The following is a 23,210-nucleotide window of genomic DNA, read 5'->3' as shown; positions in this document are numbered from 1 at the left end:
CGAGTGTAGCCCCCGTGGGGGATACGCCTTCACCGCGCCGCAGGACAGCCGCGGCCTGGCCAACCTGTACGGCGGCCGGGACGGCCTCGGCGACAAGCTCGACGCCTACCTCTCGACCCCGGAGACGGCCTCGCCGGAGCTGAAGGGCTCCTACAACGGCGTCATCCACGAGATGGTCGAGGCCCGGGACGTCCGCATGGGCATGTACGGGCACTCCAACCAGGTCGCCCACCACGCCCTGTACATGTACGACGCGGCCGGACAGCCCTACAAGACGCAGAAGAACATCCGCGAGGTGCTCCAGCGCCTGTACACCGGCAGCGACATCGGCCAGGGCTACCACGGCGACGAGGACAACGGCGAGCAGTCGGCCTGGTTCCTCTTCTCCTCGCTCGGCTTCTACCCGCTGGTGATGGGCAGCGGCGAGTACGCCGTCGGGTCCCCGCTGTTCACCAAGGCCACGGTCCACCTGGAGAACGGCCGCGACCTGGTCGTCAAGGCGCCGAAGAACAGCACGAAGAACGTCTACGTGCAGGGTCTGAAGGTCAACGGCAAGCGCTGGACCTCCACTTCGCTCCCCCACTCGCTGCTCGCCAAGGGCGGCGTCCTGGAGTTCGACATGGGCGCGAAGCCCTCCTCGTGGGGCACCGGCAAGGACGCGGCGCCCGCGTCGATCACCGAGGGCGACGAGGTGGCGACCCCGCGCGCCGACGCGATCACCGGCGCGGGCGCGCTGTTCGACAACACGTCGGGAACGGACGCGAGCGTGACCTCCGTGGACCTGCCCGTGTCCGGCAAGGGCGTCAAGGCGGTCCAGTACACGCTGACCTCGTCGGCGGACCGCACGAAGGCCCCGGCCGGCTGGAAACTCCAGGGCTCGGCCGACGGCACCACCTGGCGGACGCTGGACGAGCGCTCGGGCGAATCCTTCGCCTGGGACCGGCAGACCCGGGCGTTCTCGGTGAAGTCGCCGGGCTCGTACGCCAAGTACCGGCTGGTCCTGGACGGCGCGCACACGCTGGCGGAGGTGGAGCTGCTGGCCTGAACCTGAGGGCGGGCACGGAATGACATGGCGGGGTACGCCGGGTGACCGGCGTACCCCGCACATGGTTCCACGTTCCGCGTTGCGCTTGCGTACCTGTTCTGTACCGCTCTCGTCCCCGGCCGTAAATCTGGTTGACCTGTGAACGACGTGTGTAAGGATCACGAAGTATCCCGGGATCTTGCGGACTTACCCGTCCGTGGTCCCTTCCGCATGACCCAATGGAGGACCCACGTGGCCAAAACCTCCGGCCTGAACACGCGTCGCGTCCTGGCACGTGCCACGGCCGCGGCGCTCACCGCCGCACTGGTGGCGACCGGCGCGGGCAGCGCCGTCGCCGCGGACGCGCCCGTGCCTTCCGCGTCGAAGGCGCCGCTCGACGTGAAGCCGTCGGACGCGTCGAAGTTCAGCACGGCCGACGTGCAGGGCTACGCGCCGATCAACGGCCTGTACGGCATGAACAGCGGCGGATACCTGAGCAGTTACGCCCCCGACGGGTACGGTGGGCTCACCGGACGCTCCAACGCGGGCCAGGTCTCCCCGGACACCAAGTTCATCACGCAGGTGGACCACAACGCCGACGGCGAGTCCGACGGACTGTGGATCGTGGTCGACGGCCAGCTCCACTACCTGAAGTGGAACACCACCGGCTCGACGCTCGTCGGCAAGGGCTGGGGCATCTACGACCGGCTCCTGTCGGCCGGCAACCTCGGCGGTGCCGCCGCGGACGACCTGATCGCACGGGACAAGTCCGGCGTCCTGTGGCTGTACCTCGGCTACGGCAACGGCACGCTGACCCAGCGCTACAAGGTCGGCGGCGGCTGGAACACGTACACCCACATCGCCGGCAAGGGCGACCTGACCGGTGACGGCAAGGACGACATCGTCGCCAAGGACAAGTCCGGCGTGCTGTGGCTCTACAAGGGCACCGGCAACTACAAGGCGCCGTTCACCTCCCGCACCCGCATCGGCGGCGGCTGGAACACGTACAACAACCTCGTGACCGTCGGCGACATCGACATCGACGGCATCACCGACCTGGTCGCACGCGACAAGGACGGCGCGCTGTACGTGTACAAGGGCACCGGCAGGGCCGCCGCCCCGTACAAGTCCCGCGTGAAGATCGGCAGCGGCGGCTGGAACACGTACCGCATCCTGTTCTGAGCCGTACGCGGCCCCTCGTGAGGGGCAAGCGCGAGGGCCGCACCCCCGTCACCGGGGATGCGGCCCTCAACCGTTGTGCGCCGCCGCCTACTTGCGGATCAGGCTGCGCAGCACGTACTGCAGGATGCCGCCGTTGCGGTAGTAGTCCGCCTCACCCGGGGTGTCGATGCGGACGACCGCGTCGAACTCGACGCCGGTGTCGGTGGTGACCTTCACCGTGCGCGGGGTGGTGCCCTCGTTCAGCTCGGTCACGCCGGAGACGGAGAAGGACTCCTCGCCGGTCAGGCCGAGGGACTCGGCGGTCTGGCCCTCCGGGAACTGCAGCGGCAGGACGCCCATGCCGATGAGGTTCGAGCGGTGGATGCGCTCGTAGGACTCGGCGATGACGGCCTTGACGCCCAGGAGCGCGGTGCCCTTGGCGGCCCAGTCGCGGGACGAGCCGGAACCGTACTCCTTGCCGGCCAGGACGACGAGCGGGATGTTCTGCTCGATGTAGTTGCGGGAGGCGTCGTAGATGAACGACACCGGACCGCCGTCCTGGGTGAAGTCGCGGGTGTAGCCGCCCTCGGTGCCCGGCGCGATCTGGTTGCGCAGGCGGATGTTGGCGAAGGTGCCGCGGATCATGATCTCGTGGTTGCCGCGGCGCGAGCCGTAGCTGTTGAAGTCGCGGCGCTCGACGCCGTGCTCCGTGAGGTACTTGCCGGCCGGGGTGTCGGCCTTGATGGCACCGGCGGGCGAGATGTGGTCCGTCGTCACCGAGTCGCCCAGCTTGGCGAGCACGCGGGCGCCGGAGATGTCCTCGACCGGGGCCGGCTCCATGGCCATGCCCTCGAAGTACGGGGGCTTGCGCACGTAGGTGGACTCGGCGTCCCACTCGAAGGTGTCGCCGGTGGGGATCGGCAGCGCCTGCCACTGGGCGTCGCCCGCGAAGACGTCGCTGTAGGACTTGGCGAACATGTCCTCGCCGATGGCGTTGGCGACGACGTCGTTGACCTCGGCCTCGGAGGGCCAGATGTCCTTGAGGAAGACGGGGTTGCCGTCCTGGTCGGTGCCCAGGGCGTCCTTGGTGATGTCCACCTTCATGGAGCCCGCGAGCGCGTAGGCGACGACCAGCGGCGGGGACGCCAGGTAGTTCATCTTGACGTCGGGGTTGATCCGGCCCTCGAAGTTGCGGTTGCCGGAGAGCACCGAGGTGACGGCCAGGTCGTGCTCGTTGACGGCCTTGGAGACCTCGTCGGGCAGCGGGCCCGAGTTGCCGATGCAGGTGGTGCAGCCGTAGCCGACGAGGTTGAAGCCGACCTTGTCGAGGTAGGGGGTCAGGCCCGCCTTCTCGAAGTAGTCGGTGACGACCTTGGAGCCCGGGGCGAGGGTGGTCTTGACCCAGGGCTTGCGGGTCAGACCCTTCTCGACCGCCTTCTTGGCCACCAGGGCGGCGGCGACCATGACGTACGGGTTGGAGGTGTTGGTGCAGGAGGTGATGGCCGCGACCGTCACCGCACCGTGGTCCAGCTCGTAGGAGGTGCCGTCGGGGGCGGTCACGCGGACCGGGTTGGACGGGGCGCCGTTGGTGACGGCCGGGGAGTCGGAGGCCGGGAAGGACTCCTTGCCCGCCTCGTCCACGACGTCCACGTAGTTGAGGACGTCCGCCTTGAACTGCTGGGCGGCGTTGGCGAGGACGATGCGGTCCTGCGGGCGCTTCGGGCCGGCGATGGAGGGCACGACCGTGGAGAGGTCGAGCTCCAGCTTCTCGGAGAAGTCCGGCTCGGCCTTCGGGTCCAGCCAGAGTCCCTGCTCCTTGGCGTACGCCTCGACCAGCGCGACCTGCTGCTCGCTGCGGCCGGTCAGGCGCATGTAGTTCAGCGTCTCGTCGTCGACCGGGAAGATCGCGGCGGTGGAGCCGAACTCCGGCGACATGTTGCCGATGGTGGCGCGGTTGGCGAGGCTGGTGGCCGCCACGCCCTCGCCGTAGAACTCGACGAACTTGCCGACGACGCCGTGCTTGCGCAGCATCTCGGTGATGGTGAGCACCAGGTCGGTGGCGGTGGTGCCGGCCTGGAGCTCGCCGGTGAGCTTGAAGCCGACGACACGCGGGATCAGCATGGAGACCGGCTGGCCGAGCATCGCGGCCTCGGCCTCGATGCCGCCGACGCCCCAGCCGAGGACGCCGAGGCCGTTGACCATGGTGGTGTGCGAGTCGGTGCCGACCAGGGTGTCGGGGTAGGCCTTGCCGTCACGGGTCATGACGACGCGGGCCAGGTGCTCGATGTTCACCTGGTGGACGATGCCGGTGCCGGGCGGGACGACCTTGAACTCGTCGAAGGCGGTCTGGCCCCAGCGCAGGAACTGGTAGCGCTCGCGGTTGCGGCCGTACTCCAGGTCGACGTTCTGCTTGAACGCGTCGTTGGTGCCGAACTTGTCGGCGATGACGGAGTGGTCGATGACCAGCTCGGCCGGGGCCAACGGGTTGATCTTCGCGGCGTCGCCGCCGAGCTCCTTGACGGCCTCACGCATGGTGGCGAGGTCGACGACACAGGGCACGCCGGTGAAGTCCTGCATGATCACGCGGGCCGGCGTGAACTGGATCTCCTGCGACGGCTGGGCCTGCGAGTCCCAGCCGCCGAGGGCGCGGATGTGGTCGGCGGTGATGTTCGCGCCGTCCTCGGTACGGAGCAGGTTCTCCAGCAGCACCTTCAGGCTGTAGGGAAGGCGCGCGGAGCCCTCGACCTTGTCCAGCCGGAAGATCTCGTACGACTCGTCGCCCACCTGCAGCGTGCTGCGGGCGTCGAAGCTGTTCGCCGACACGACAGTCTCCTTCATTCATGTGCGCGTACCACCGCATCCTGCCGCCACGCCACTCCGGCCGATCCGCTAAGGTAAGGCTAAGTTAGGTAACCCTTACCGCCAGACCGGCAGCGGCGCGCGACTGCGGCACGCCTCGGCAGATATCTCGATGTCGAGATAACTCTAGTACATGGGGGCGGTCCGGTCATGTCCGGGCACCGTGTGGCGTGCGCCCCACTCCGGGTGACCCGCGCGGCCATCACTACGCCGGACGGGGGTATCCGATGCGTACCGGACCGACCCGGCGCGACACGGAAGGGGGCACGATGCCGCTCACGTTCCGCAAGAGTTTCCGGATCCTCCCCGGAGTGCGGCTGAACATCAACAAACGCTCGTGGTCCATCACGACCGGAGGCCGCAACGGCCCGCGCCACACCCGCAGCAGCACCGGACGTCGTACGACATCGATGGATTTGCCGGGACCTTTCGGGTGGCGTCGCACGACGACGAGCAGGCGCCGCTGAGGCGTGACCGGGGGTTACTTGACGTCACATCACCCGAACGGACCCCCCGAGAGGCGCAATCTCATATCTGAGATAGCCTCAACCTCATGGCAGACGACTACCTCGTACGCATCGGCCGACTCATCCGTGACGCCCGGCAGCACCGCGGCTGGACACAGTCCCAGCTTGCGGAGGCGCTCAACACCAGTCAGAGTGCCGTCAACCGCATCGAGCGCGGCAACCAGAACATCAGTCTTGAGATGATCGCCCGCATCGGCGAAGCGCTGGACAGCGAGATCGTCTCCCTGGGCTACTCGGGTCCGATGCACCTGCGCGTGGTCGGCGGCCGACGGCTGTCCGGCGCGATCGACGTCAAGACCAGCAAGAACGCCTGCGTGGCCCTGCTGTGCGCCTCGCTGCTCAACAAGGGCCGCACGGTGCTGCGCCGGGTCGCCCGCATCGAGGAGGTCTACCGCCTCCTGGAGGTGCTCAACTCCATCGGCGTGCGCACCCGCTGGGTCAACGACGGCACCGACCTGGAGATCGTGCCGCCCGCCGAGCTGGACATGGAGGCCATCGACGCCGAGGCGGCCGTCCGCACCCGCTCCATCATCATGTTCCTCGGCCCGCTGCTGCACCGCATGGACCGCTTCCGGCTGCCCTACGCCGGCGGCTGCGACCTCGGCACCCGCACCATCGAGCCGCACATGATCGCGCTGCGCCGCTTCGGCCTGGACGTCGCCGCCACCGAGGGCCACTACCACGCGGTGGTCGACCGCACCGTCCGCCCCGACCGCCCGATCGTCCTGACCGAACGGGGCGACACGGTCACGGAGAACGCGCTGCTGGCCGCCGCCCGCCACGACGGCGTCACCGTCATCCGCAACGCCTCCTCCAACTACATGGTCCAGGACCTGTGCTTCTTCCTGGAGGCCCTGGGCGTCCGCGTCGAGGGCATCGGCACCACGACCCTCACCGTGCACGGCATGCCGGTCATCGATGCCGACGTGGACTACTCCCCCTCCGAGGACCCGGTCGAGGCGATGAGCCTGCTGGCCGCCGCGGTGGTCACGGAGTCGGAGCTGACGGTCCGTCGCGTCCCGATCGAGTTCCTGGAGATCGAGCTGGCGGTCCTGGAGGAGATGGGCCTCGACCACGACCGCACCCCGGAGTACTTCGCCGACAACGGCCGCACCCGCCTGGTCGACCTGACCGTCCGCCCCTCCAAGCTCGAAGCCCCGATCGACAAGATCCACCCGATGCCCTTCCCCGGGCTGAACATCGACAACGTCCCCTTCTTCGCGGCCATCGCGGCCTCGGCGCAGGGCCAGACCCTCATCCACGACTGGGTCTACGACAACCGCGCCATCTACCTCACCGACCTGAACCGCCTCGGCGGCCGCCTCCAGCTCCTGGACCCCCACCGCGTCCTGGTCGAGGGCCCCACCCGCTGGCGCGCCGCCGAGATGATGTGCCCGCCGGCCCTGCGCCCCGCGGTCGTCGTCCTCCTGGCGATGATGGCCGCCGAGGGCACGTCGGTGCTGCGCAACGTGTACGTCATCAACCGCGGTTACGAGGACCTCGCGGAGCGCCTGAACTCGATCGGGGCGCAGATCGAGATCTTCCGGGACATCTGAAGGGTCTGAGGAAAAGCAGCGCGAAACCCCTCCTGACCTGTACAGATGCGAGGCAGGGGGGACTCGCAGTTGCCCCTGGGACTTCTCTGGGACATGCAACGCCACGTGTTCGTTCATTGACAACGGTTTTCACCAGGGGCCAGGTGATACAGCCGCAGGCCAGCGCGAAGAGGCCGAGGCTCCGAGCGCCTCGCCCGAAGACCCCCAAGCGTTACGTCCGGCCAGAGCAGCGTGGTATCCGAACCCCCGCGGCCGGAATCCGGCGGCGGGTCCGCAGCACGGTGCTGGTGACGCCCACGTCATTCTTCACAGGGCCGGAAGGCTCTCGGACCATTCTGACGACAAAGGCGAAGAAGGTGCCGGGGACGACTTCCCGCTATCCGAGAGCATCGCGGTGGACATCGGTATCGGTTGCCGCCAGCACCACGACCCGAGTCCGGGTGGGATCGAGCACGGCGAAAGCCAGGTCCGAGGTGTCGTGGTGGAACCAGTCCGTGAACGCCATGAAACGCAACCACCGGTGATCCGCCGCGCGCCGCACCGCTTCCAAGAGGGGTACACCGGTGGGCAACCCCATGAGCGCGTAGAGACTCTCCCAGGCATACAGCCGCGCGTACGCACCGCCCTGCCCCTGGCCGTTCACTCCGCCGACGTACGAAGCCGAGAACAGTTCGTTGAGCACATCGTCGGGTGTCGTCACGCAGGCGAGCGCACTCCCCCGGCGGCTGCCCTCACCCGCCAGACAGCGCAAGGGCAGTTCCTTGATGAAGGAGATGCCGAAGTCGTCGGGGCTGAGCGGGCTCGGCAGCGTGAAGAACCGTGCCTCGGGCTCACGGGCCCAGCCGCCGGCCGTGAACGGTCGGGCGGCCGCGCTCGCCCGACCGTCGTCCCGGGCGTCCTCGGCCCCACGGCCGACGACGGCGCCGGAGCCGGTCGAGGAAGCCTCCGGGAAACGCGACCGTAGCTGCTTCGCGGTCTTGATCGACCCCAGCCCCCGGACACGAACGGCGAAACGGTGCTCGATGTCCAGTCGCGCCCCTGGCAGCCGAGCCAGCGGATGCCCCAGCTCACGCAGCTTCTCGGCGTACGCCTCCAGGGAGCGGCGACCGGCCCCCGAGCCGATCAGCGCCAGCTCTCCGAGGAGACAGGCCCGTAGCTCGACTGCCGGATCCTGAATCGCTTCCGGCACCTCACCGAACAGAGGCTCGATGTCGCGCAGATGCTGAGCCTTGGCCAGCTTCGCGGCCACGGAACGCAGCAGCCGATCGTCTTCGCCGGGAGGCATGGCCCCTTCGGACAGCAGCAGCCGGCTCACGAGGTCCACAGCGAACGTCACACTGTCCCGGGAACGCGTGTCGGCCAGAGTCTCGGCGATCCGCCCGACAGCTCGCGCCGCCGAGGCTTCAAGGGGGAGGCCATCGCCGGTAGGCGTCCGGCACAGCTTCTCCGCCGCTTCGTACATTCCCCTTGGTCCGAGCTCAGCCGGATGCTGCGACTCCCGCCCGGGCCGCTCCCCTTGCCGTCCGTCGGAAGCGCCGACGCCGGGTGTCTCTTCGTTGTGGCTCACGCCCCGAGTCTAAGAGCTGGAGATCAAGTAACTTTGCTGAGGCATACGTGCCTTGACTGGAGCCATGCGACGGGGGAAGTACGTGGGAAACCGGCCAACGGACTGGCATGTCCTTGATCTGGACAAGGACCCGGCCCCCGGCGATCCGCAACGAGTGCGCAGGCTGGCGAAAGTCCTGCACGACTTCGCCGACGACGTGTCCGACGCCCTGCGCCTGGTCAAGAACATGGCTGGCGAGAGCACACTCGCGGAGTGGGCGGGCAAGTCGGCCACGGTCTTCAAGGAGGAGTTCTCGGGCGTCCCGAAGAACCTGAAGAAGCTGGAGAAGTCGTACGGGATGTGCGGCGACGCCCTCTCGGACTTCTGGCCGAAGCTGGAGCGCGCCCAGGCTCTGGCGGACAAGGCGCTGGTGAAGGCGCGCGAAGCCCGTGCCGACCTTTCCTCGGCACAGTCGAAGCTCTCCTCGGCCGACTCCTGGGTGACCCGGGCGTCCAAGGAGGCCGACAAGTACGAGGACGACCCGACCGGCAGCAAGTCGGACGCCGACAAGCCGGATGAAGCGAAGGTGCGGGCGGCCACCCGGGACATCCAGCACGCCAAGACGGCGCAGACGAACGCGCAGTCGGCCGTCTATGACGCCCAGAGTGCCCTGGACACGGCGAAGAAGATGGCCGAAGACGCCCGCCAAATGCGCGAGGACGCCGCTCGCGAGGCCAAGAACAAGATCGACGAGGCGTCCGATGCCGGCATCCAGAACCGATCGTGGTGGGAGGACATCGGCGACTGGGTCTCGGACAACTGGGACACCATCGTCGCGGTCTGCAAGATCGTCGTGACCGTGGTCGGCGTCATCGCGATGATCATCGGCGGACCGATCCTGGCCGCGATCGTCGTCGTGGCCGCCCTCGTCGTCCTCGCCGACACACTCAACAAATACCGCAAAGGCCAAGCGTCCCTGTGGGACGTGGGATTCGCGGCCCTGGACTGCATCCCCGGCGGCAAGGGCATCACCACGCTCGGCAAGCTCGCGACAGGAGCGAAAGCCCTGGGCAAGGGTGGCCTCAAGGCGATGGCCAAGGGCCTGGGACGAGGCCTGCGCAAGGGAGCCGACGACGCGGTCGGCAAGAGCAAACAGGCCAAGGGGCGCTGCAAGAACGGCGACCCCGTCGACATGGTCTCCGGCGAGATGCTCGTGGAGGAGACCGACGCCGAGCTTCCCGGGCTCCTCCCGCTCGTGCTGCGGCGTACGCATCTCTCGACGTACAACTGGGGTTCGTGGTTCGGCCCGTCCTGGGCCTCGACGTTCGACGAGCGTCTCGAACTGGACGGGGAAGGCGTCGTCTTCGCCGCTGAAGACGGCATGATCCTCGTGTATCCCGTGCCCGCCCCCGGTACGTCGGTCATGCCGACGGAGGGCCCGCGCTGGCCGCTGGACTGGGACGGCTCCCCCCAGAGTCCCCTCCGCATCACCGACCCGGCCTCCGGACGCACCCGCCACTTCGCCCCACTCGCCGGACCCGTCGCCGCCTACGAGGCGTTCACCCTTCCCCTGGCCGCCGTGACCGACCGCGGTGGACGGCGCATCGACATCGACCGGGACGACACCGGCACCCCCGTCGCCGTCCGCGACTCCGGCGGCCGCCATGTGCACGTCGACACCGAGGGCAACCGCATCGTCGGCCTGCGGCTGCGCGACGAGGAGAGGGGGCCGGACGGCACGACGCTGCGCCGCTACGGCTACAGCCCCGAGGGTCACCTGACCGAGATCTACAACTCCAGCGGTCTTCCCCTCAGGTACGACTACGACCTCCAGGGACGCATCACCTCCTGGACCGACCGCAACGGCACCTGGTACCGCTTCACCTACGACGACCAGGACCGTTGCATACGCGGTGAAGGCGCCGACGGGTTCCTGTCCTGCTCCATCGCCTACGACCCGGAAGGCCGGGAGACCCGCTACACCGACTCGCTCGGCCACACCACGGCCTACCGGTACAACGAGCGCCGGCAGGTCGTCGCCCAGACCGACCCGCTCGGCAACACCACCCACGCCGAGTGGGACGCGTACAACCGGCTGCTCTCACGCACGAATCCGCTGGGCCACACGTCCCGTTACAGCTACGACGAGCGTGGCAACCTCATCTCCGTGGTCCGTCCCGACGGCACGGTCACCACCTGTGAGTACGACTCCTCCGACCGTCCCCTGTGGATCACGTTGCCGAACGGCGGCAGGAGAGGCTACGCGTACGACGAGCACGGCCACCCGGCGGCGACCGTCGACGCCGATGGTGCCGTCACCACCTACGCCCATGAACCCTCCGGTGGACTGCTCGGCGTCACCAACGCCCTGGGGGCGACCCACCGCGTCCACCCGGGACCGCTGGGGCTGCCCGACTCCGTCACCGCGCCACTGGGCGGTACGTCGCACGTCACCCGCGACGCCTTCGGCCGCATCGTGGGTACCGTCGACGCCGCCGGTGCGGCGACAAGCACCACCTGGACGGTGGAGGGCTACCCCGCCGAGCGCGTCATGGCCGACGGCAGCGGTGAGAGCTGGTCCTACGACGGCGAGGGCAACATCCTCCGCCACACCGGCCTCGACGGCCGGAGCACGACCCACACCTTCACCCACTTCGACCGGCTCCGCTCCAGGACGGAGGCGGACGGTTCGACGACGTGGTTCGCGTACGACACCGAACTGCGGCTCACCTCCGTGACGAGCGCGTCGGGTGCGGTGTGGTCGTACACCTACGACCCGGCGGGCCGCCTCGTCCGCGAAGTGGACTTCAACGGCCGCGCCGTCGCCTACACCTACGACGCCGCGGGCCGTCTGATCCGGCGCACCAACGGCGCCGGCGAGATCACCAGCTATGTGCGGGACGCGTGCGGCCGGGTCGTGGAGCGACGGTCCGGCGAAGCGATCGCAACCTTCGCCTACGACTCCTCGGGGCAGCTCATCACGGCGGTCACCGCTGAGACGACGCTCACTTTCGAACGCGACGTGGTGGGCCGTGTCGTCTCCGAGGAGTGCAACGGCCGCGCGGTCCGCACGTCGTACGACGTACTCGGCCGACGGACGGAACGCCGGACTCCGTCGGGTGCCGTCAGCCATTGGGAATGGGACGCGAACAACCGGCCGACCCGGGTCCGGCTCGCCGACGACTCGCTGTCCTTCGTCTACGGGATCTCGGGCCACGAGACCGAGCGGCGGCTCGGGGAGACGGCGGTACTGACGCAGGAGTGGGACGCCGGCCACCGTCTGACCGAGCAGAGGGTCCTCGGCCGAATCGCCTCCGACACGGGTTCACCGGACGAAACCCTATTGCACCGCTCGTACACGTACGGACCGGACGGCGGCCTGACCGCCGTCGAGGACCAGACCCACGGCACCCGCCGGTTCAGCCGTGACCGTCTCGGCCGGGTGGAGGCGGTCTCCGCCACCGGGTGGTCCGAGCGCTACGCCTACGACGCGGCGGGCAACGTCAGCCGGGCGGACGCACCGGAGGGCCCGCAGGGGGAACGGGTCCACGACGGCACACTCATCCGCAGGGCCGGACACGTCACCTACGTCCACGACGCACAGGGGCGCCTCGTGCGGCAGACGCGCAAGCTGCTGTCCGGGGGGACGCGGGAGTGGACCTACATGTGGGACGCCGAGGACCGGCTCACTCAGGTCACGACCCCGGACGGGCGCCGCTGGGCGTACGTCTACGACGGTCTCGGCCGCCGCGTCGCCAAGCGCCTGCTGTCCGACGCGGGGCTGCCGGTCGAGGAGACGGCCTTCACCTGGGACGGTTCCCACCTGGTGGAACAGAGCAGCTCCGCGGGCGGTCCCACCCGAAGCTGGGAATGGGCTCCCGGCACCGACCGTGCGCTGCTGCAGATCGACCAGGACGAGGTCGACCGCCGCTTCTACGCCATCGTCACCGACCTGGTCGGCACCCCCACCGAGCTGGTCGACGAGGAGGGCCGGGTCGCCTGGCGGGCGCGCACGACGCTGTGGGGCACGCCGGTGGGCGGTCCCGCCGGCCCGGTCGACTGCCCTCTGCGCTTCCCGGGCCAGTACCACGACCCGGAAACCGGCCTCCATTACAACTTCCGGCGCTACTACGACCCCGAGAACGCCCGCTACATCAGCCCGGACCCCCTGGGCCTCGCTCCCGCGCCGAACCACCATGCCTACGTCCTCGACCCCCTTCGCTGGACCGACCCGTGGGGGCTGGTGAGCTGCGAGAGCAGCAGGCACGGCATCACCGAGGAACGCGAGGCCCACATCGAGGGCCAGCACGGCCCCGGCGCCCAGGACCGCGTGCGGGACAATGCCGACCCCACCGGGCCGGAACCCTCACTGCCCGGTGAGTTCTACGAGGACTTCTTCTGGGAGGGCGACGACTTCGTCCTGGGCCGACGGCTCCGCAAGGGCGTCGACGGCACCCCCGCCATTCCCAACCCACGCGCCAGGGCCGGGCAGGACAGCCACATTCACCGCTTCGAACACAGCGAGCCCGTGGGCATCAACGGCAGCGGGAGGGAGACCAGGGACGTGGAAGTCGTCATCCGCGACGGCCATATCCATACGGCGTATCCGGTCTGAGACCGACCTGCCCGGCACGGAGTGGTCTAACGTGCCGATGAACACCTGCCCCGGCAGCCAGTCCCGATTGTGAGGACCCACGTGCACATCGCGCCCCTCAGCCCCGACGACCCCGCCGAGCTGGGCGGATACGAGCTGCTCGGGCGGATCGGGCAGGGCGGCATGGGCCAGGTGTATCTGGGGGAGTCGCCGGGTGGGGAACCGGCCGCCGTGAAGGTGATCAAGCCGTCCGTCGTGGACTCCGAGACCCGGCTGAGGTTCGCGCAGGAGGTGGAGATCCTCAAGACGGTGTGGGGCGCCAGGATCGCCGCCCTCCTGGACGCCGACCCGGAGGCGGACCCGCCGTGGCTGGCGACGGAGTATGTCGAGGGGCTGGACCTCAGCAGGCATGTGGCCCGTCACGGACCGCTGGACGCCCTCCTCACCGCCTCGCTGGGCGCGACGCTCGCGGAAGCACTGGCGACGGTGCACAAACAGGGGCTGCTGCACCGCGATCTCAAGCCGGCCAACGTGCTCCTCGGGCCCAACGGACCGAAGGTGATCGACTTCGGCCTCGCGGTGTTCGCGGAGTCACGCGTGTCGCTGACCGCCGCCAACACGGTCGCGCGTCGCCGTCGTGCGCAGCATCCTGCCGATCGTATCCGACCGTGACCGATCCTTGTTCGGCCCCGCGGCGCTCCAAGCACAAGAAGACGTCGGCGTCCTTGGAGGTGCCGTCTCCCGTTTCGGGAAGAGCTTCATCGGAGAGCCGGAGGCCATCACCAGGGAGATTCAGCAAGATCACGCAGCGGAGGAGGCGGACACCCTGCTTGTCACGATCCCCAACACGCTCGGCGTGCGGGAGAACTTGCGCATCCTCGGCAATGTCGCGGAGCACCTCGCGCCAACCATTCACTCCCTGAGAGCGGGGTGACTCGAGGGAGCTATGCCAGCCAACGGAGGGGGCGGCGACCCGAATCCATTCGCGACGCCGCCTCCTCCGCATCTTTGTTGACCTTTCGTGTCGCCGTGCGGAACTGGCGGGTGAGACGCCGACTTCGCGCCGAAACGCCGCGCTGATTGCCAACGCCCACTTGCTCGTCGCTCACATCGGTCTTGTAGGGCTTGCGCTCACTTACGGTGTCCAGCCCAACATGCCCACAGCCGCCGACCGGCCGGGATACGCACAGCCACACCCTCAGAAGGCATTCGGTCCAGGCGAATTGCCCATTCTGCTCTCTTAGGTCCCTCGCCAAGTTGGTGTTGTCTCGTCCGTTATGCGCTTGGCGGGGTTGTCGATCGAGGCGACGTGGATCATTGTCTCGGAGCTGGCGGGAAGGGTCAGCGGCCATCAGGGTCGGTACGCGATGCGGGAGATCGTCAACCTGCTGCTCTACCAGGGGCCGGACCGGTTGCCAGGGGCTGCCACCGTGTCGCGTGACGGAGCGGGTAACGCACCGTCAGGGGTCAGTGCTGGAGCCACTCAAGAAGCTCGTCGTGACGTACCTGGTAGACGGTGCCAGCCGACCTCAGCAGACCGCGTTCGTGGCACCAGCGGAGGAATGCGGTCAGGCGCCACGGCAGCTTTCCGCGCATGGCCAGAAGCAGCCCGAGGTACTGGCGTCCGGTGACTGCGACGAAACCGGGCCCGGCAGCCACACCGCAGGCAAGGGCCGTGAGGACAGCGAGGGGCCAGTCGACCCGCAACCACTCGACGCACAGCGTCCCGTAGAGCGTGAGTATCGCGACGACGACGCCGGACACCACCCCTGCCGTCACGTCATTGCGCAGGGGGGACAGCGGCGTGGGCACCCCGGGCGGATCCGGGTCCGGCTCTCCGCCATTGTTTCGCCGAGCGGCGCGCAGTCCTGCGGGTACCCCCACCGCCAACCCGATCGCTCCGGCACCGCATCCCGCGACGAGCCCGATGAAATCGCCGAGTCGGCCGACGAGGAGCCCGGCCCCCACGGTCACCAGCAGGGCAGTCGGGACACTGACGGACATCAGATGAGAGCGGTCGATGTCCGCCCGCACGGACAGCGCCAGGCCGAAACCGAAGACGGCGGCGGAACCGGCGCCGGCGGCCAACGCGAAACCCTGACCGAACACGGGGGTCAGGGGCAGCATGAGGACGCCGCCCAGTGTGGCTCCCAGCAATATCCGGCTCCAGCCGAGTCTGCTGCCCAGCCGCCGGAACAAGATGCGGCGGGGTTCGACGTACCGTGCGCGTGCGTTCCAGGCCGACAGCAGCGGCGCAGGGGTCAGCAGTGCGAGCAGCAGGGGCAGGGCGTGGTTGCGGTGGAGGCAGACCGCCAGGGACAGCAGGGCGGGGAGCCAGCAGGCGATGGTGACCGCCGCGGCGGCGTAGCGGGCGCTGCGGGGCCCCGCGACCGGCCACAGCGTGTGGATGGCCAGGTCCCGGGAGGGCATGACGGCGCCGCCGCCGTCGGCCGGTGCCGCCTGGCCGACGCGCAGGCTCGCGGTGAGCAGCCGCAGCCACTGACTCACGGCTGCCGCCTGGTACCGCCGGCGCCGGTCGGCCGGATCCGGCTCGCACAAGGACGGTATGAGTTCCTCCAGCAAGGTCGCCCGCAACTCTTCCCGCGCTCGGATGTCCGAGGCCGGCGCGCCGATGAACGAGAGCAGTTTCGCGGCTCCGGCGTCGGTCTGCGAGGCCAGTGACGCCAGCGTGAGCATCCAGGGCGAGGACAGCACCGCTCCCAAGACCGTCCCCGCTGTGCAGATATCGTTCTCCAACTCGGCAAGCCGGGCTCTGTCCACCGTCCGCTCGACCAGGAACCGCCAGCCGTCGACGGGACGGACCCTCTCGATCCGGACCGTCGCGCAGTCCAGCAGACGCTGACCGGCGCGGCTGAGCCCGGCGTACTCCTCCGAACGACAGGTCAGCGCCAAAGGCCCGGCGAACCGGTTGAGTTCGGCGATCGCGGCGACGGCTCTGGGCCGCTCACCGTCCGCGGCGTCCATCTCGTCGAGGCCGTCCAGGACCGGCATGACGCGGCCGGAGGCCAACAAGTCCCGTGCCTGGGTCTCGGAACCGCCCAGGTACTCCTGCCCCAGGCGAGCGGCGAACCAGTCGGTGAACAACACGCCGGTGTCCCACCCCGACAGGTCGACCGGGACCGGAACAGGTCCGTCGTAGTGCTTGCGGGCGAGCAACCGATGAACGAGTTCATACGCCAGGAGCGTCTTGCCCGATCCGGGACCGCCCGTGATGACCAGGCGTTGGGGCCGGAGCGCGTCCAGGTAACGGGCGATGCCGTCGAAATCCCCGCGGGGCGAAGCCTTGTCGGCGTTCCTGCCGTGCTGCGGCAGGGTGACGAAAGTGACGTTGATGGCCTTGTCGTCGTTGCCCAGCAGTTGCCGACGACGTCGCCCCACCTCTGCCCGGACGGCCTCGCGCAGCCTTCGGATCGCGGATTCCCGAACGTCTCCCGCCGACCGCGCGCCACGGAACCAATCCATACCCCACCCGGCCAGAACGCCGGAGAGTGCCGACCCGGCCGGCCAGGTGACGCTCGGCGAGGGCGGGGCCAGCGCCAGAAGCGCCAGGGTCGTCGCCGTCCCTGTCGCTGCGGGCGCCAGCAGCTTCCTCAGGCGTTGCCGTGAGGAGGGCGGAGGCATGGCGATCGGCGTGCAGTCCGGCTCGTCGTCGGGATCCGGGGGCGCCCCGTCGATGTCCTCAGTGACGAAGTGGACCCCGTGGGCGTACAGGGTCTGCTCGAATCCCGGCAGTTCAGCGAGGACGCTGACGGGGACGGCCTCCAGCACGCCGGGGGCCAGGCTCTTTTCCGCCGTCACGACCGCGATCAGGTACGGTCCGCACAGCAGCCCGGTCCCCGAACTGCCCCTCCAGCCCGAACGGCTCGGCACGATACCCTCGTCGACCTGCACCGTCGTCATCCGCGACTTCATGCCGTGCAACGGGTCGACATGGCCACGTACGGGCATGGTGTCCCGTACACGGCCGGGGCGTGTCACCGCATCGGGAAAGCCCAGCCCGACGCAGGGCAACCGGTGCTTGCCCACGACCCGCCCGAAGCGCACCGCGGAAGTCGCCGGCGGCCGCCAGTTCGGCGCGGTGATCCGCAGCAGCGCTCCGTCCATGTCCGGCGGCACCCCGGAAGCCGCTGCTTCCGGCAGCCACACCGGCTCGGCGGCCATCCAGTCCGTACCGCCCTCCGGATCCAGTTGCCGGACCTCCACAGCGCCGCGCAGGGGAACCCCGGCCACGATGTGGTGCGCCGTGAGCACCACATCGTCACCGATCAGGTACCCGCTGCCCGACCTCTTCGAGACCGGATTCCAGACCTCAACGACCCGTTCCTGGTCCATCCCCCGTCCTGCCCCTCACCAGACGAGCCGGTCCCCACGCGGACCGTACGCGCTATTCCGGTCGCTGCGGTGAGTCGGCGGAGATCTTCAGATCGTCGCCGTCGCCGTCGACCGGCTGCAGGGTGAGCTTGACACGATGGATCCGACCCGCACTCGCAGCACCCTGGGCTTCAACCGTCCACGGGAGAACGAAGATTCTGGTCCGGGCTCCACCGTCCTTCTTGACCTCCACCGTGAATTCAAGTTCAACCGGCCCGGTCCTGAATTTCAGCGGCTCATCCCTGCCCTTCTCCACGGCGCTCTGCAACTCGGCGCGAATCACGCTGATGGTCTCCCCCAGCTCTGCCCACGGTTCCTGCGGCACGTCGACACCCCCTCGATGTGGACCGTATCCGGTCCCGATCTCCCCGAGAGCCACAACCGGCAAACACCGATCTCTCCTGCACGGCACACGACCGCGCCCAGGTCCGCGTCCGGTTCTCGTTGTCCACGCGCGCCTGCCCGATGCCATGACGCTGCGCTAACCTGTGGACCGTCGGCTCTTATCTGCTGACGTTTCGTCACCACGGGGGCGTGCGTGTCTCAATACCCGAGGTCCACAGGGCCGGTAGCAACCGGAGAATTCGGCTTGGCCGACGGGCCGCACATGCCGGGAGCCAGTCGTCGGATCATGGCCTGGCTGATCGATTTCGTCCTCACGGTCGCGGTGGCCGTGCTTCTCGGCTCCTTCACTTTCCATCGCATCAGCGCGCTCTTGACCGACACCACCGGTCTGGTCGGCAGCAGCGCCTGGGAGGTCCTCACCTCGGGAGGTCACCCTCTCGATGCCACCGAGCAGGTGTGGGACCACATCTGGGGCTCCGCTGTGAGTGCCGTCCAGCAGGCCTTCGTCGCGTTGGCACTCATCACCTTTGCCTACCATTTCACGGCGCTCGTGCTGACCAACCGCACGGTGGGCAAGCTGTTGCTCGGCCTGCGCGTCTCCCCCACTGAGCCGGGTGTCCTCGGGCCCCGCCGGGCCGCGGTCCGAGCCGGTGTCACCACACTCGCCGACGTCGGCTGCTTCGCGGTGGCCTGCTGCGTGCTGGTCAGCGGCTCAGTCGCGCTGTCGGTGTTGTGCTGGATGGTCGCGGTGGTCGTCTTCTGGGCCAACGGCGTCCCCGCCCTCCGGGGCCGTCGACTCTCCCTCGCCGACCGCCTGGCCGGTACCACCGTCGGCAACATCACGCTGCCCGGGCCCTCTTGGGGCACCGCGCGGCAGGGTGTCTCCCAGACGATGGCCCTGGGGCTCACCAAGGCCCGTGATGGCCAGGCAGCCTGGAAGAACGCGGTCCGGAACGCCCCGCACGGCGGGCAGAGGACCGCCGGACACGAGACCGTGCGGCGAGTTGTCGACTCCGGACTGCATCGCGCTGCGGCGAGCAAGGGCCGGGCTGCGCTCAACCGTGCCAAGGCCGCCGCCGCCCGTGGGCGCCGCGAAGACACACCTCCGGTTCCGCCCTGCCCCCCTCCCCCCGGCTTCCCCGCCCCCGCGGCCCCCACCGCCACCCGCACGCCCCGCGAAAGCACACCTCCGCTTCCGCCCGACCCCCCGCGTCCCCCGGAGTCACCTCATTCACCGATCCACTGGAGGGACTGAGGCTTTCCCGGCGTGAGGGCCGTCAGGCAGTGCCACCGCTGACGGGATCGCCGGACAGGTGACGAGGCCGGTGGCCGGCACGAAGCGGTTAGGCACGCCGCGGCGTGTCCCGGAACGCGTGCCGGCCAGAGCCTCGGCGATCCGCCCGGCAGCTCGCGCCGCCGAGGCCTCAAGGGGGCCGTCGCCGGTCGTCGTCCGGCGCAGCTTCTCCGCCGCTTCGTACGTTCCCCTTGGTCCGGGCTCAGCCGGATGCTGCGGCTCCGGCCCGGGCCGCTCGCCTTCGACGGGGGAAGAAGGTGGTCACTCCAGCGGTTCGTGGTTGACCCAGACCGCCTTGTACGGGTGGCGGCTCTGCCAGCGCTTGATGAGGTCGGCTGCCCCGGGCATGGTGAAGGTCGCGTTCAAGGCGTCGAGGTCGCGCACGCGCAGTTGCAGGACGGCGCTGGCGACAGCCACGGGGGCGTGGTCGTCGCCCGGGACGCGGATGTGGGGGCGGGTCGTGACCGACTCGACCGGATCGAATCCCTGCGCGAGCTCCTCGAACTCCTTGAGGTACTGGTCCAGCTCGCTCGCGGGAATCGGATGGTCGAACGCCACGATCATCGTGTGGTGAATCATGCCTCCAAGGAACAGGAATTCTCCGGGTACGTCCAAGATCTATCCGTTCACGTTCCATGCCTACCAGGAATGGATCGGCCGATAGTCTTGCGTCATGGCCGAGCTGGAAACCCGCGAACTGGAGTACTTCGTCGCCGTCGCCGAGGAACTGCACTTCGGCCGCGCCGCGGCCCGCCTGGCGATCGCGCAGCCGGCCCTGTCCAAAGCGATCCGGCGCGTGGAATCCCGGCTCGGCGTGACGCTGCTGGAGCGCTCCAGCAGGCACGTCGCCCTCACCCCCGCCGGCGAAGCACTGCTGCACCATGGCCGGCACGCCCTGAACGCCGTCGGCGCTGCTGCCGAGAAGGCACGCCGGGCCGGTGATCAGCAGGCCCGTCTTCGCCTGGTGATCAAACCAGGCGGTGACGCGAACCTCCTGTCCGGCATCCTGGCCGCCTACGCCGGTCGGCCCGGCGCCCGCCAGGTGGACATCCTCTTCGGCGGAGCCACCGACCGCGCCGATCACGTCCGCGACGGCCGCGCCGATCTCGCCCTGCTGTACGCGCCGTTCGACGACCTGACGGGCCTGGACCACGAAACCCTGATGGTCGAAGGACGTGTCGCGATCCTGCCGCCGGATCACCGGCTCGCCTCCCGCTCGGAGATCACTCTCGCCGACCTCGCCCAGGAGACACTGCCCCGCTGGAAAGGCGTGCGCTGGACGGGGGCACCCGAGGCCAGGCCGGGGCCCGAGGTCACGGACGCGGTCGAAGCGCTGCAGCTGATCAGGCTGGGACGCGCCGTCGCGATCCTGCCGCGCTCGCTGGCCCAGCCCATGCAGCCGGACCTCGTCCACCGGCCCGTCACCGATGCCCCCAGCAGTGCACTCGTCCTCGCGTGGTCCCGGGAGGACCGCCGCGGCCTGGTCGCCTCCTTCGTCGCTGCCGCCGTAGATGCCGCTGCAGATGCCGAGGGGGCGACTCGAGGCCCGTCGAAGGCGGGGAACGCCGTGGCGGCCGGGCCCGCTGCCTCGGCCGAACAGCCGGACCCCCCTTCGAACCCGTAGAGCGACCTGGAACACCACAGTCCTGGCACCGGAAGGCACCCCGGCGGACACCGCGTCAGTAACGTGCCGAGCATGACCTCACTGCTTGTCACCGGAGCCGCGGGTTTCATCGGTTCGCACTTCACCAGGTACTGGGCCGAGCACCACCCCGAGGACTCCGTGGTGGCCTTCGACGCACTCACCTACGCCGGCGTGGAGGAGAACCTGGCCGACGTGGCCGACCGGGTCACTCTGGTCCGCGGGGACATCGGAGACCCGGAACACACCGCGAAGGTCCTCGCCGAGCATCAGGTCGAGGTGGTGGTGAACTTCGCCGCCGAGTCGCACAACAGCCTCGCCGTGCTGGATCCGGGACGGTTCTTCCGCACCAACGTGCTGGGCACCCAGGTGCTCCTCGACGCGTGCAGGCGGGCCGACGTGCAGCGTTTCCACCACATCTCCACCTGCGAGGTGTACGGGGACCTGGCCCTGGACGCCGAGGAGGCGTTCACCGAGGAGACGCCGTACCGCCCCCGTACCCCCTACAACGCCTCCAAGGCGGGCGCGGACCACGCCGTACGCGCGTACCACGAGACCTTCGGGCTGCCGGTGACCCTCACCAACTGCGCCAACAACTACGGGTCCCACCAGTTCCCGGAGAAGGTGCTGCCGCTGTTCGCCACCCGGGCGATCGACGGGCAGCCCCTGCCCGTGTACGCCTCCAGCGGCAACCGGCGCGAGTGGATTCACGCTCTCGACCACTGCCGGGCGATCGACACGGTGCTCGCACGCGGGCGGATCGGCGAGACGTACCACGTCGGCACCGGCGTGGAGGCCAGCGTCGAGGAACTGGCGGACCTGGTCCTCGACGAGCTGGGGCTGCCGTCGTCGCAGCGGACGACGGTGCCCGACCGGCCCGGCCACGACCGCCGCTACCTGCTGGACTCCTCGAAGCTCTGGGACGAGCTGGGTTGGCGGCCGCAGATCGAGTTCGAGGCGGGAGTACGCGAGACGATCCGCTGGTACGCGGCCAACCGCTCCTGGTGGGAGCCCCTGATCGGACGCAGCCCGGTGGTCGAGGGCGACTGGACGGCCACGAACCGCTAGACCCGACCGGCGGACCCCGCCGCGGACGCGGGGTCCGGTCCGGTCCGAGCGAAGTCACCGAGGCGGGCGACGGACGGGGGGCATGGGTCACGCCGCCCCCGCCGCAACGGGCGTGCGCAGGGCCACCACCCGACCGGACGGGGCGCCGTCAGCCGCGCGGGCCGCGCAGGCTCCCGGCACACCGGACCGGCCGCCGGCGTCGTGTCCGGCCCGCCGGACGAGCGGCGCCGTCAGCCGCGCATCGGCTGCGGTGCCCACGCCCGCAGGCACTCCGCCACCGTGTCCGCCACCGCGGCGGCCCGCTCGGTGAGGAAGAAGTGGCCGCCCTCGAACACCTCCAGGCGGAACGTCCCCGAGGTGTGGGCGGACCAGGCACGGGCGTCCGCCACCGTGGTCACGGGATCCCGGTCACCCGTCAGGGCCACGAGGGGACAGTCGACGTCCCGTCCCGCCGGTGCCGGCACATACCGATACGTCTCCGCCGCGTGATAATCCGCGCGCAGCGCGGGCAGCACCATGGCGAGAATCTCCGGCTCGTCGAACAATCCGGAATCCGTGCCGCCCAGCCTGGCCAGCTCACGTACCGCCGTTTCGGTGTCGTGCACACCGAAAGGCGCCTCGGGCGGAAGCGCGGGAGCACGGCGCCCGGAGGCAAAGAGTCCGACCGTTTCCAGATTCTCTTCGAACGCCCTTCTGGCCACCTCGAAGGCAATCGTGGCGCCGAGGCTGTGCCCGAAGAAAGCGAGCGGCCGGTCGCCCCAGCCGGAAAGTTCACCAAGTGATCGTTCGGTAAACTCGTCAAGGCTTCTGACGAATTGCTCACGACGTCTGTCCTGCCGCCCCGGATACTGCATGGCGAGCACCTCGACCCATGGCGGGAGCGCCTTGACGAGAGGAAGGAAGGCAGACGCCGAACCCCCGGCGTGGGGAAAGCACACCAGCCGGACGGCGGGGTCGCCGACGGGCCTGAAACGTCGCACCCAGGAACCGGCAGTCCCCTCGTCCGTGCCGCTGATCTCGCCTGATGCCACGCCGTCCCCCCTGAAACCCTCTCCTGGCACGCCCGCTCAACATGACAGTGGGCCCGCCCCGACTCAACCCCTATCACCCCGTACCCGGCACCGTAAGCGATCACAGAACGCTTCGGAATAGCCGTCACGGACACGGACAGTAGCGATCCCGGATCGGGCGACGAGAGCCCT

The 23,210-nt window shown here is 69.3% G+C and carries 15 protein-coding genes and 2 pseudogenes; 10 read left to right on the top strand and 7 right to left on the bottom strand.

All coding sequences use genetic code 11. The features are described 5' to 3' along the window. Positions 1 to 19: 19 nt before the first annotated feature. Positions 20 to 1,045: pseudogene (locus tag Sdi02f_RS32190) on the top strand (glycoside hydrolase domain-containing protein); the annotation flags it as partial. Between the two features lie 231 nt (positions 1,046 to 1,276). Then, on the top strand, positions 1,277 to 2,206 hold the full coding sequence (locus Sdi02f_RS32185) for an FG-GAP repeat domain-containing protein (protein ID WP_245962256.1): 930 nt from the start codon (positions 1,277 to 1,279) through the stop codon (positions 2,204 to 2,206). Between the two features lie 87 nt (positions 2,207 to 2,293). Here the strand turns inward: Sdi02f_RS32185 and acnA are convergent, their stop codons facing one another. After that, positions 2,294 to 5,008: an aconitate hydratase AcnA gene (acnA, locus tag Sdi02f_RS32180; RefSeq protein WP_030404417.1), complete on the bottom strand. Its 2,715-nt coding sequence runs from the start codon at positions 5,006 to 5,008 to the stop codon at positions 2,294 to 2,296. Between the two features lie 305 nt (positions 5,009 to 5,313). On the opposite strand from acnA, the gene Sdi02f_RS32175 reads away from it, so the two are divergent. After that, entirely contained in the window at positions 5,314 to 5,511 is a 198-nt protein-coding gene (locus tag Sdi02f_RS32175) for a DUF4236 domain-containing protein (RefSeq protein WP_076976921.1), read from the top strand. An 86-nt stretch (positions 5,512 to 5,597) separates the two neighbouring features. After that, the gene (locus Sdi02f_RS32170) at positions 5,598 to 7,127 is read left to right on the top strand and encodes a helix-turn-helix domain-containing protein (protein ID WP_030404418.1); all 1,530 of its coding nucleotides are present in this window, start codon (positions 5,598 to 5,600) and stop codon (positions 7,125 to 7,127) included. A 376-nt stretch (positions 7,128 to 7,503) separates the two neighbouring features. Here the strand turns inward: Sdi02f_RS32170 and Sdi02f_RS32165 are convergent, their stop codons facing one another. Further along, a complete protein-coding gene (locus Sdi02f_RS32165) occupies positions 7,504 to 8,694 on the bottom strand; it encodes a DUF6183 family protein (protein WP_108934472.1) in 1,191 nt (396 codons plus the stop codon). Between the two features lie 64 nt (positions 8,695 to 8,758). Here Sdi02f_RS32165 and Sdi02f_RS32160 point away from each other — a divergent pair, with 64 nt between their 5' ends. The 3 genes from Sdi02f_RS32160 (at position 8,759) to Sdi02f_RS32150 (ending at position 14,201) form a co-directional block, all read left to right on the top strand. After that, a complete protein-coding gene (locus Sdi02f_RS32160) occupies positions 8,759 to 13,288 on the top strand; it encodes a DUF6531 domain-containing protein (protein WP_108934471.1) in 4,530 nt (1,509 codons plus the stop codon). 81 nt (positions 13,289 to 13,369) lie between these two features. Further along, positions 13,370 to 13,939 carry a serine/threonine-protein kinase gene (locus tag Sdi02f_RS32155; RefSeq protein WP_245962255.1) on the top strand — a complete coding sequence of 190 codons (570 nt, stop codon included), beginning with the start codon at positions 13,370 to 13,372 and terminating at the stop codon, positions 13,937 to 13,939. Continuing rightward, positions 13,905 to 14,201, top strand: a complete 297-nt coding sequence (locus Sdi02f_RS32150) for a hypothetical protein (RefSeq protein ID WP_159107675.1) — start codon at positions 13,905 to 13,907, stop codon at positions 14,199 to 14,201. Before Sdi02f_RS32155 ends, Sdi02f_RS32150 begins: the two co-directional genes overlap by 35 nt. 306 nt (positions 14,202 to 14,507) lie before the next feature. Here Sdi02f_RS32150 and Sdi02f_RS32145 read toward each other — a convergent pair. From Sdi02f_RS32145 to Sdi02f_RS32135, 3 genes and pseudogenes are all read right to left on the bottom strand, one after another. Then, positions 14,508 to 14,609: pseudogene (locus Sdi02f_RS32145) on the bottom strand (IS5/IS1182 family transposase); the annotation flags it as partial. Positions 14,610 to 14,734: 125 nt separating this feature from the next. Next, positions 14,735 to 17,620 (bottom strand): NACHT domain-containing protein, encoded by a 2,886-nt coding sequence (locus tag Sdi02f_RS32140; RefSeq protein WP_108934469.1) that lies wholly within the window; start codon positions 17,618 to 17,620, stop codon positions 14,735 to 14,737. A 52-nt stretch (positions 17,621 to 17,672) separates the two neighbouring features. Continuing rightward, positions 17,673 to 17,984, bottom strand: coding sequence for a trypco2 family protein (locus Sdi02f_RS32135; RefSeq protein WP_031085500.1), 312 nt, complete (start codon positions 17,982 to 17,984; stop codon positions 17,673 to 17,675). Positions 17,985 to 18,266: 282 nt separating this feature from the next. Here Sdi02f_RS32135 and Sdi02f_RS36780 point away from each other — a divergent pair, with 282 nt between their 5' ends. After that, on the top strand, positions 18,267 to 19,259 hold the full coding sequence (locus Sdi02f_RS36780) for an RDD family protein (protein WP_281262869.1): 993 nt from the start codon (positions 18,267 to 18,269) through the stop codon (positions 19,257 to 19,259). 300 nt (positions 19,260 to 19,559) lie between these two features. Here Sdi02f_RS36780 and Sdi02f_RS32125 read toward each other — a convergent pair whose 3' ends face one another. Next, a complete protein-coding gene (locus Sdi02f_RS32125; protein WP_053665174.1) occupies positions 19,560 to 19,877 on the bottom strand; it encodes a hypothetical protein in 318 nt (105 codons plus the stop codon). 94 nt (positions 19,878 to 19,971) lie between these two features. Here Sdi02f_RS32125 and Sdi02f_RS32120 point away from each other — a divergent pair, with 94 nt between their 5' ends. Then, the gene (locus Sdi02f_RS32120) at positions 19,972 to 20,922 is read left to right on the top strand and encodes a LysR family transcriptional regulator (RefSeq protein ID WP_108934468.1); all 951 of its coding nucleotides are present in this window, start codon (positions 19,972 to 19,974) and stop codon (positions 20,920 to 20,922) included. Positions 20,923 to 20,994: 72 nt separating this feature from the next. Next, positions 20,995 to 22,008, top strand: a complete 1,014-nt coding sequence (gene rfbB, locus Sdi02f_RS32115; RefSeq protein WP_108934467.1) for a dTDP-glucose 4,6-dehydratase — start codon at positions 20,995 to 20,997, stop codon at positions 22,006 to 22,008. Positions 22,009 to 22,238: 230 nt separating this feature from the next. Here the strand turns inward: rfbB and Sdi02f_RS32110 are convergent, their stop codons facing one another. Then, positions 22,239 to 23,039, bottom strand: a complete 801-nt coding sequence (locus Sdi02f_RS32110) for a thioesterase II family protein (RefSeq protein WP_037825654.1) — start codon at positions 23,037 to 23,039, stop codon at positions 22,239 to 22,241. Between the last annotated feature and the right edge of the window lie 171 nt (positions 23,040 to 23,210).

The organism is Streptomyces ardesiacus, assembly GCF_003112575.1.
GTDB classification, from domain to species: Bacteria; Actinomycetota; Actinomycetes; order Streptomycetales; family Streptomycetaceae; genus Streptomyces; species Streptomyces ardesiacus.
The sequence above is the reverse complement of the archived record's forward strand: the minus strand, read 5'-3'. Positions and strand labels throughout refer to the sequence as shown.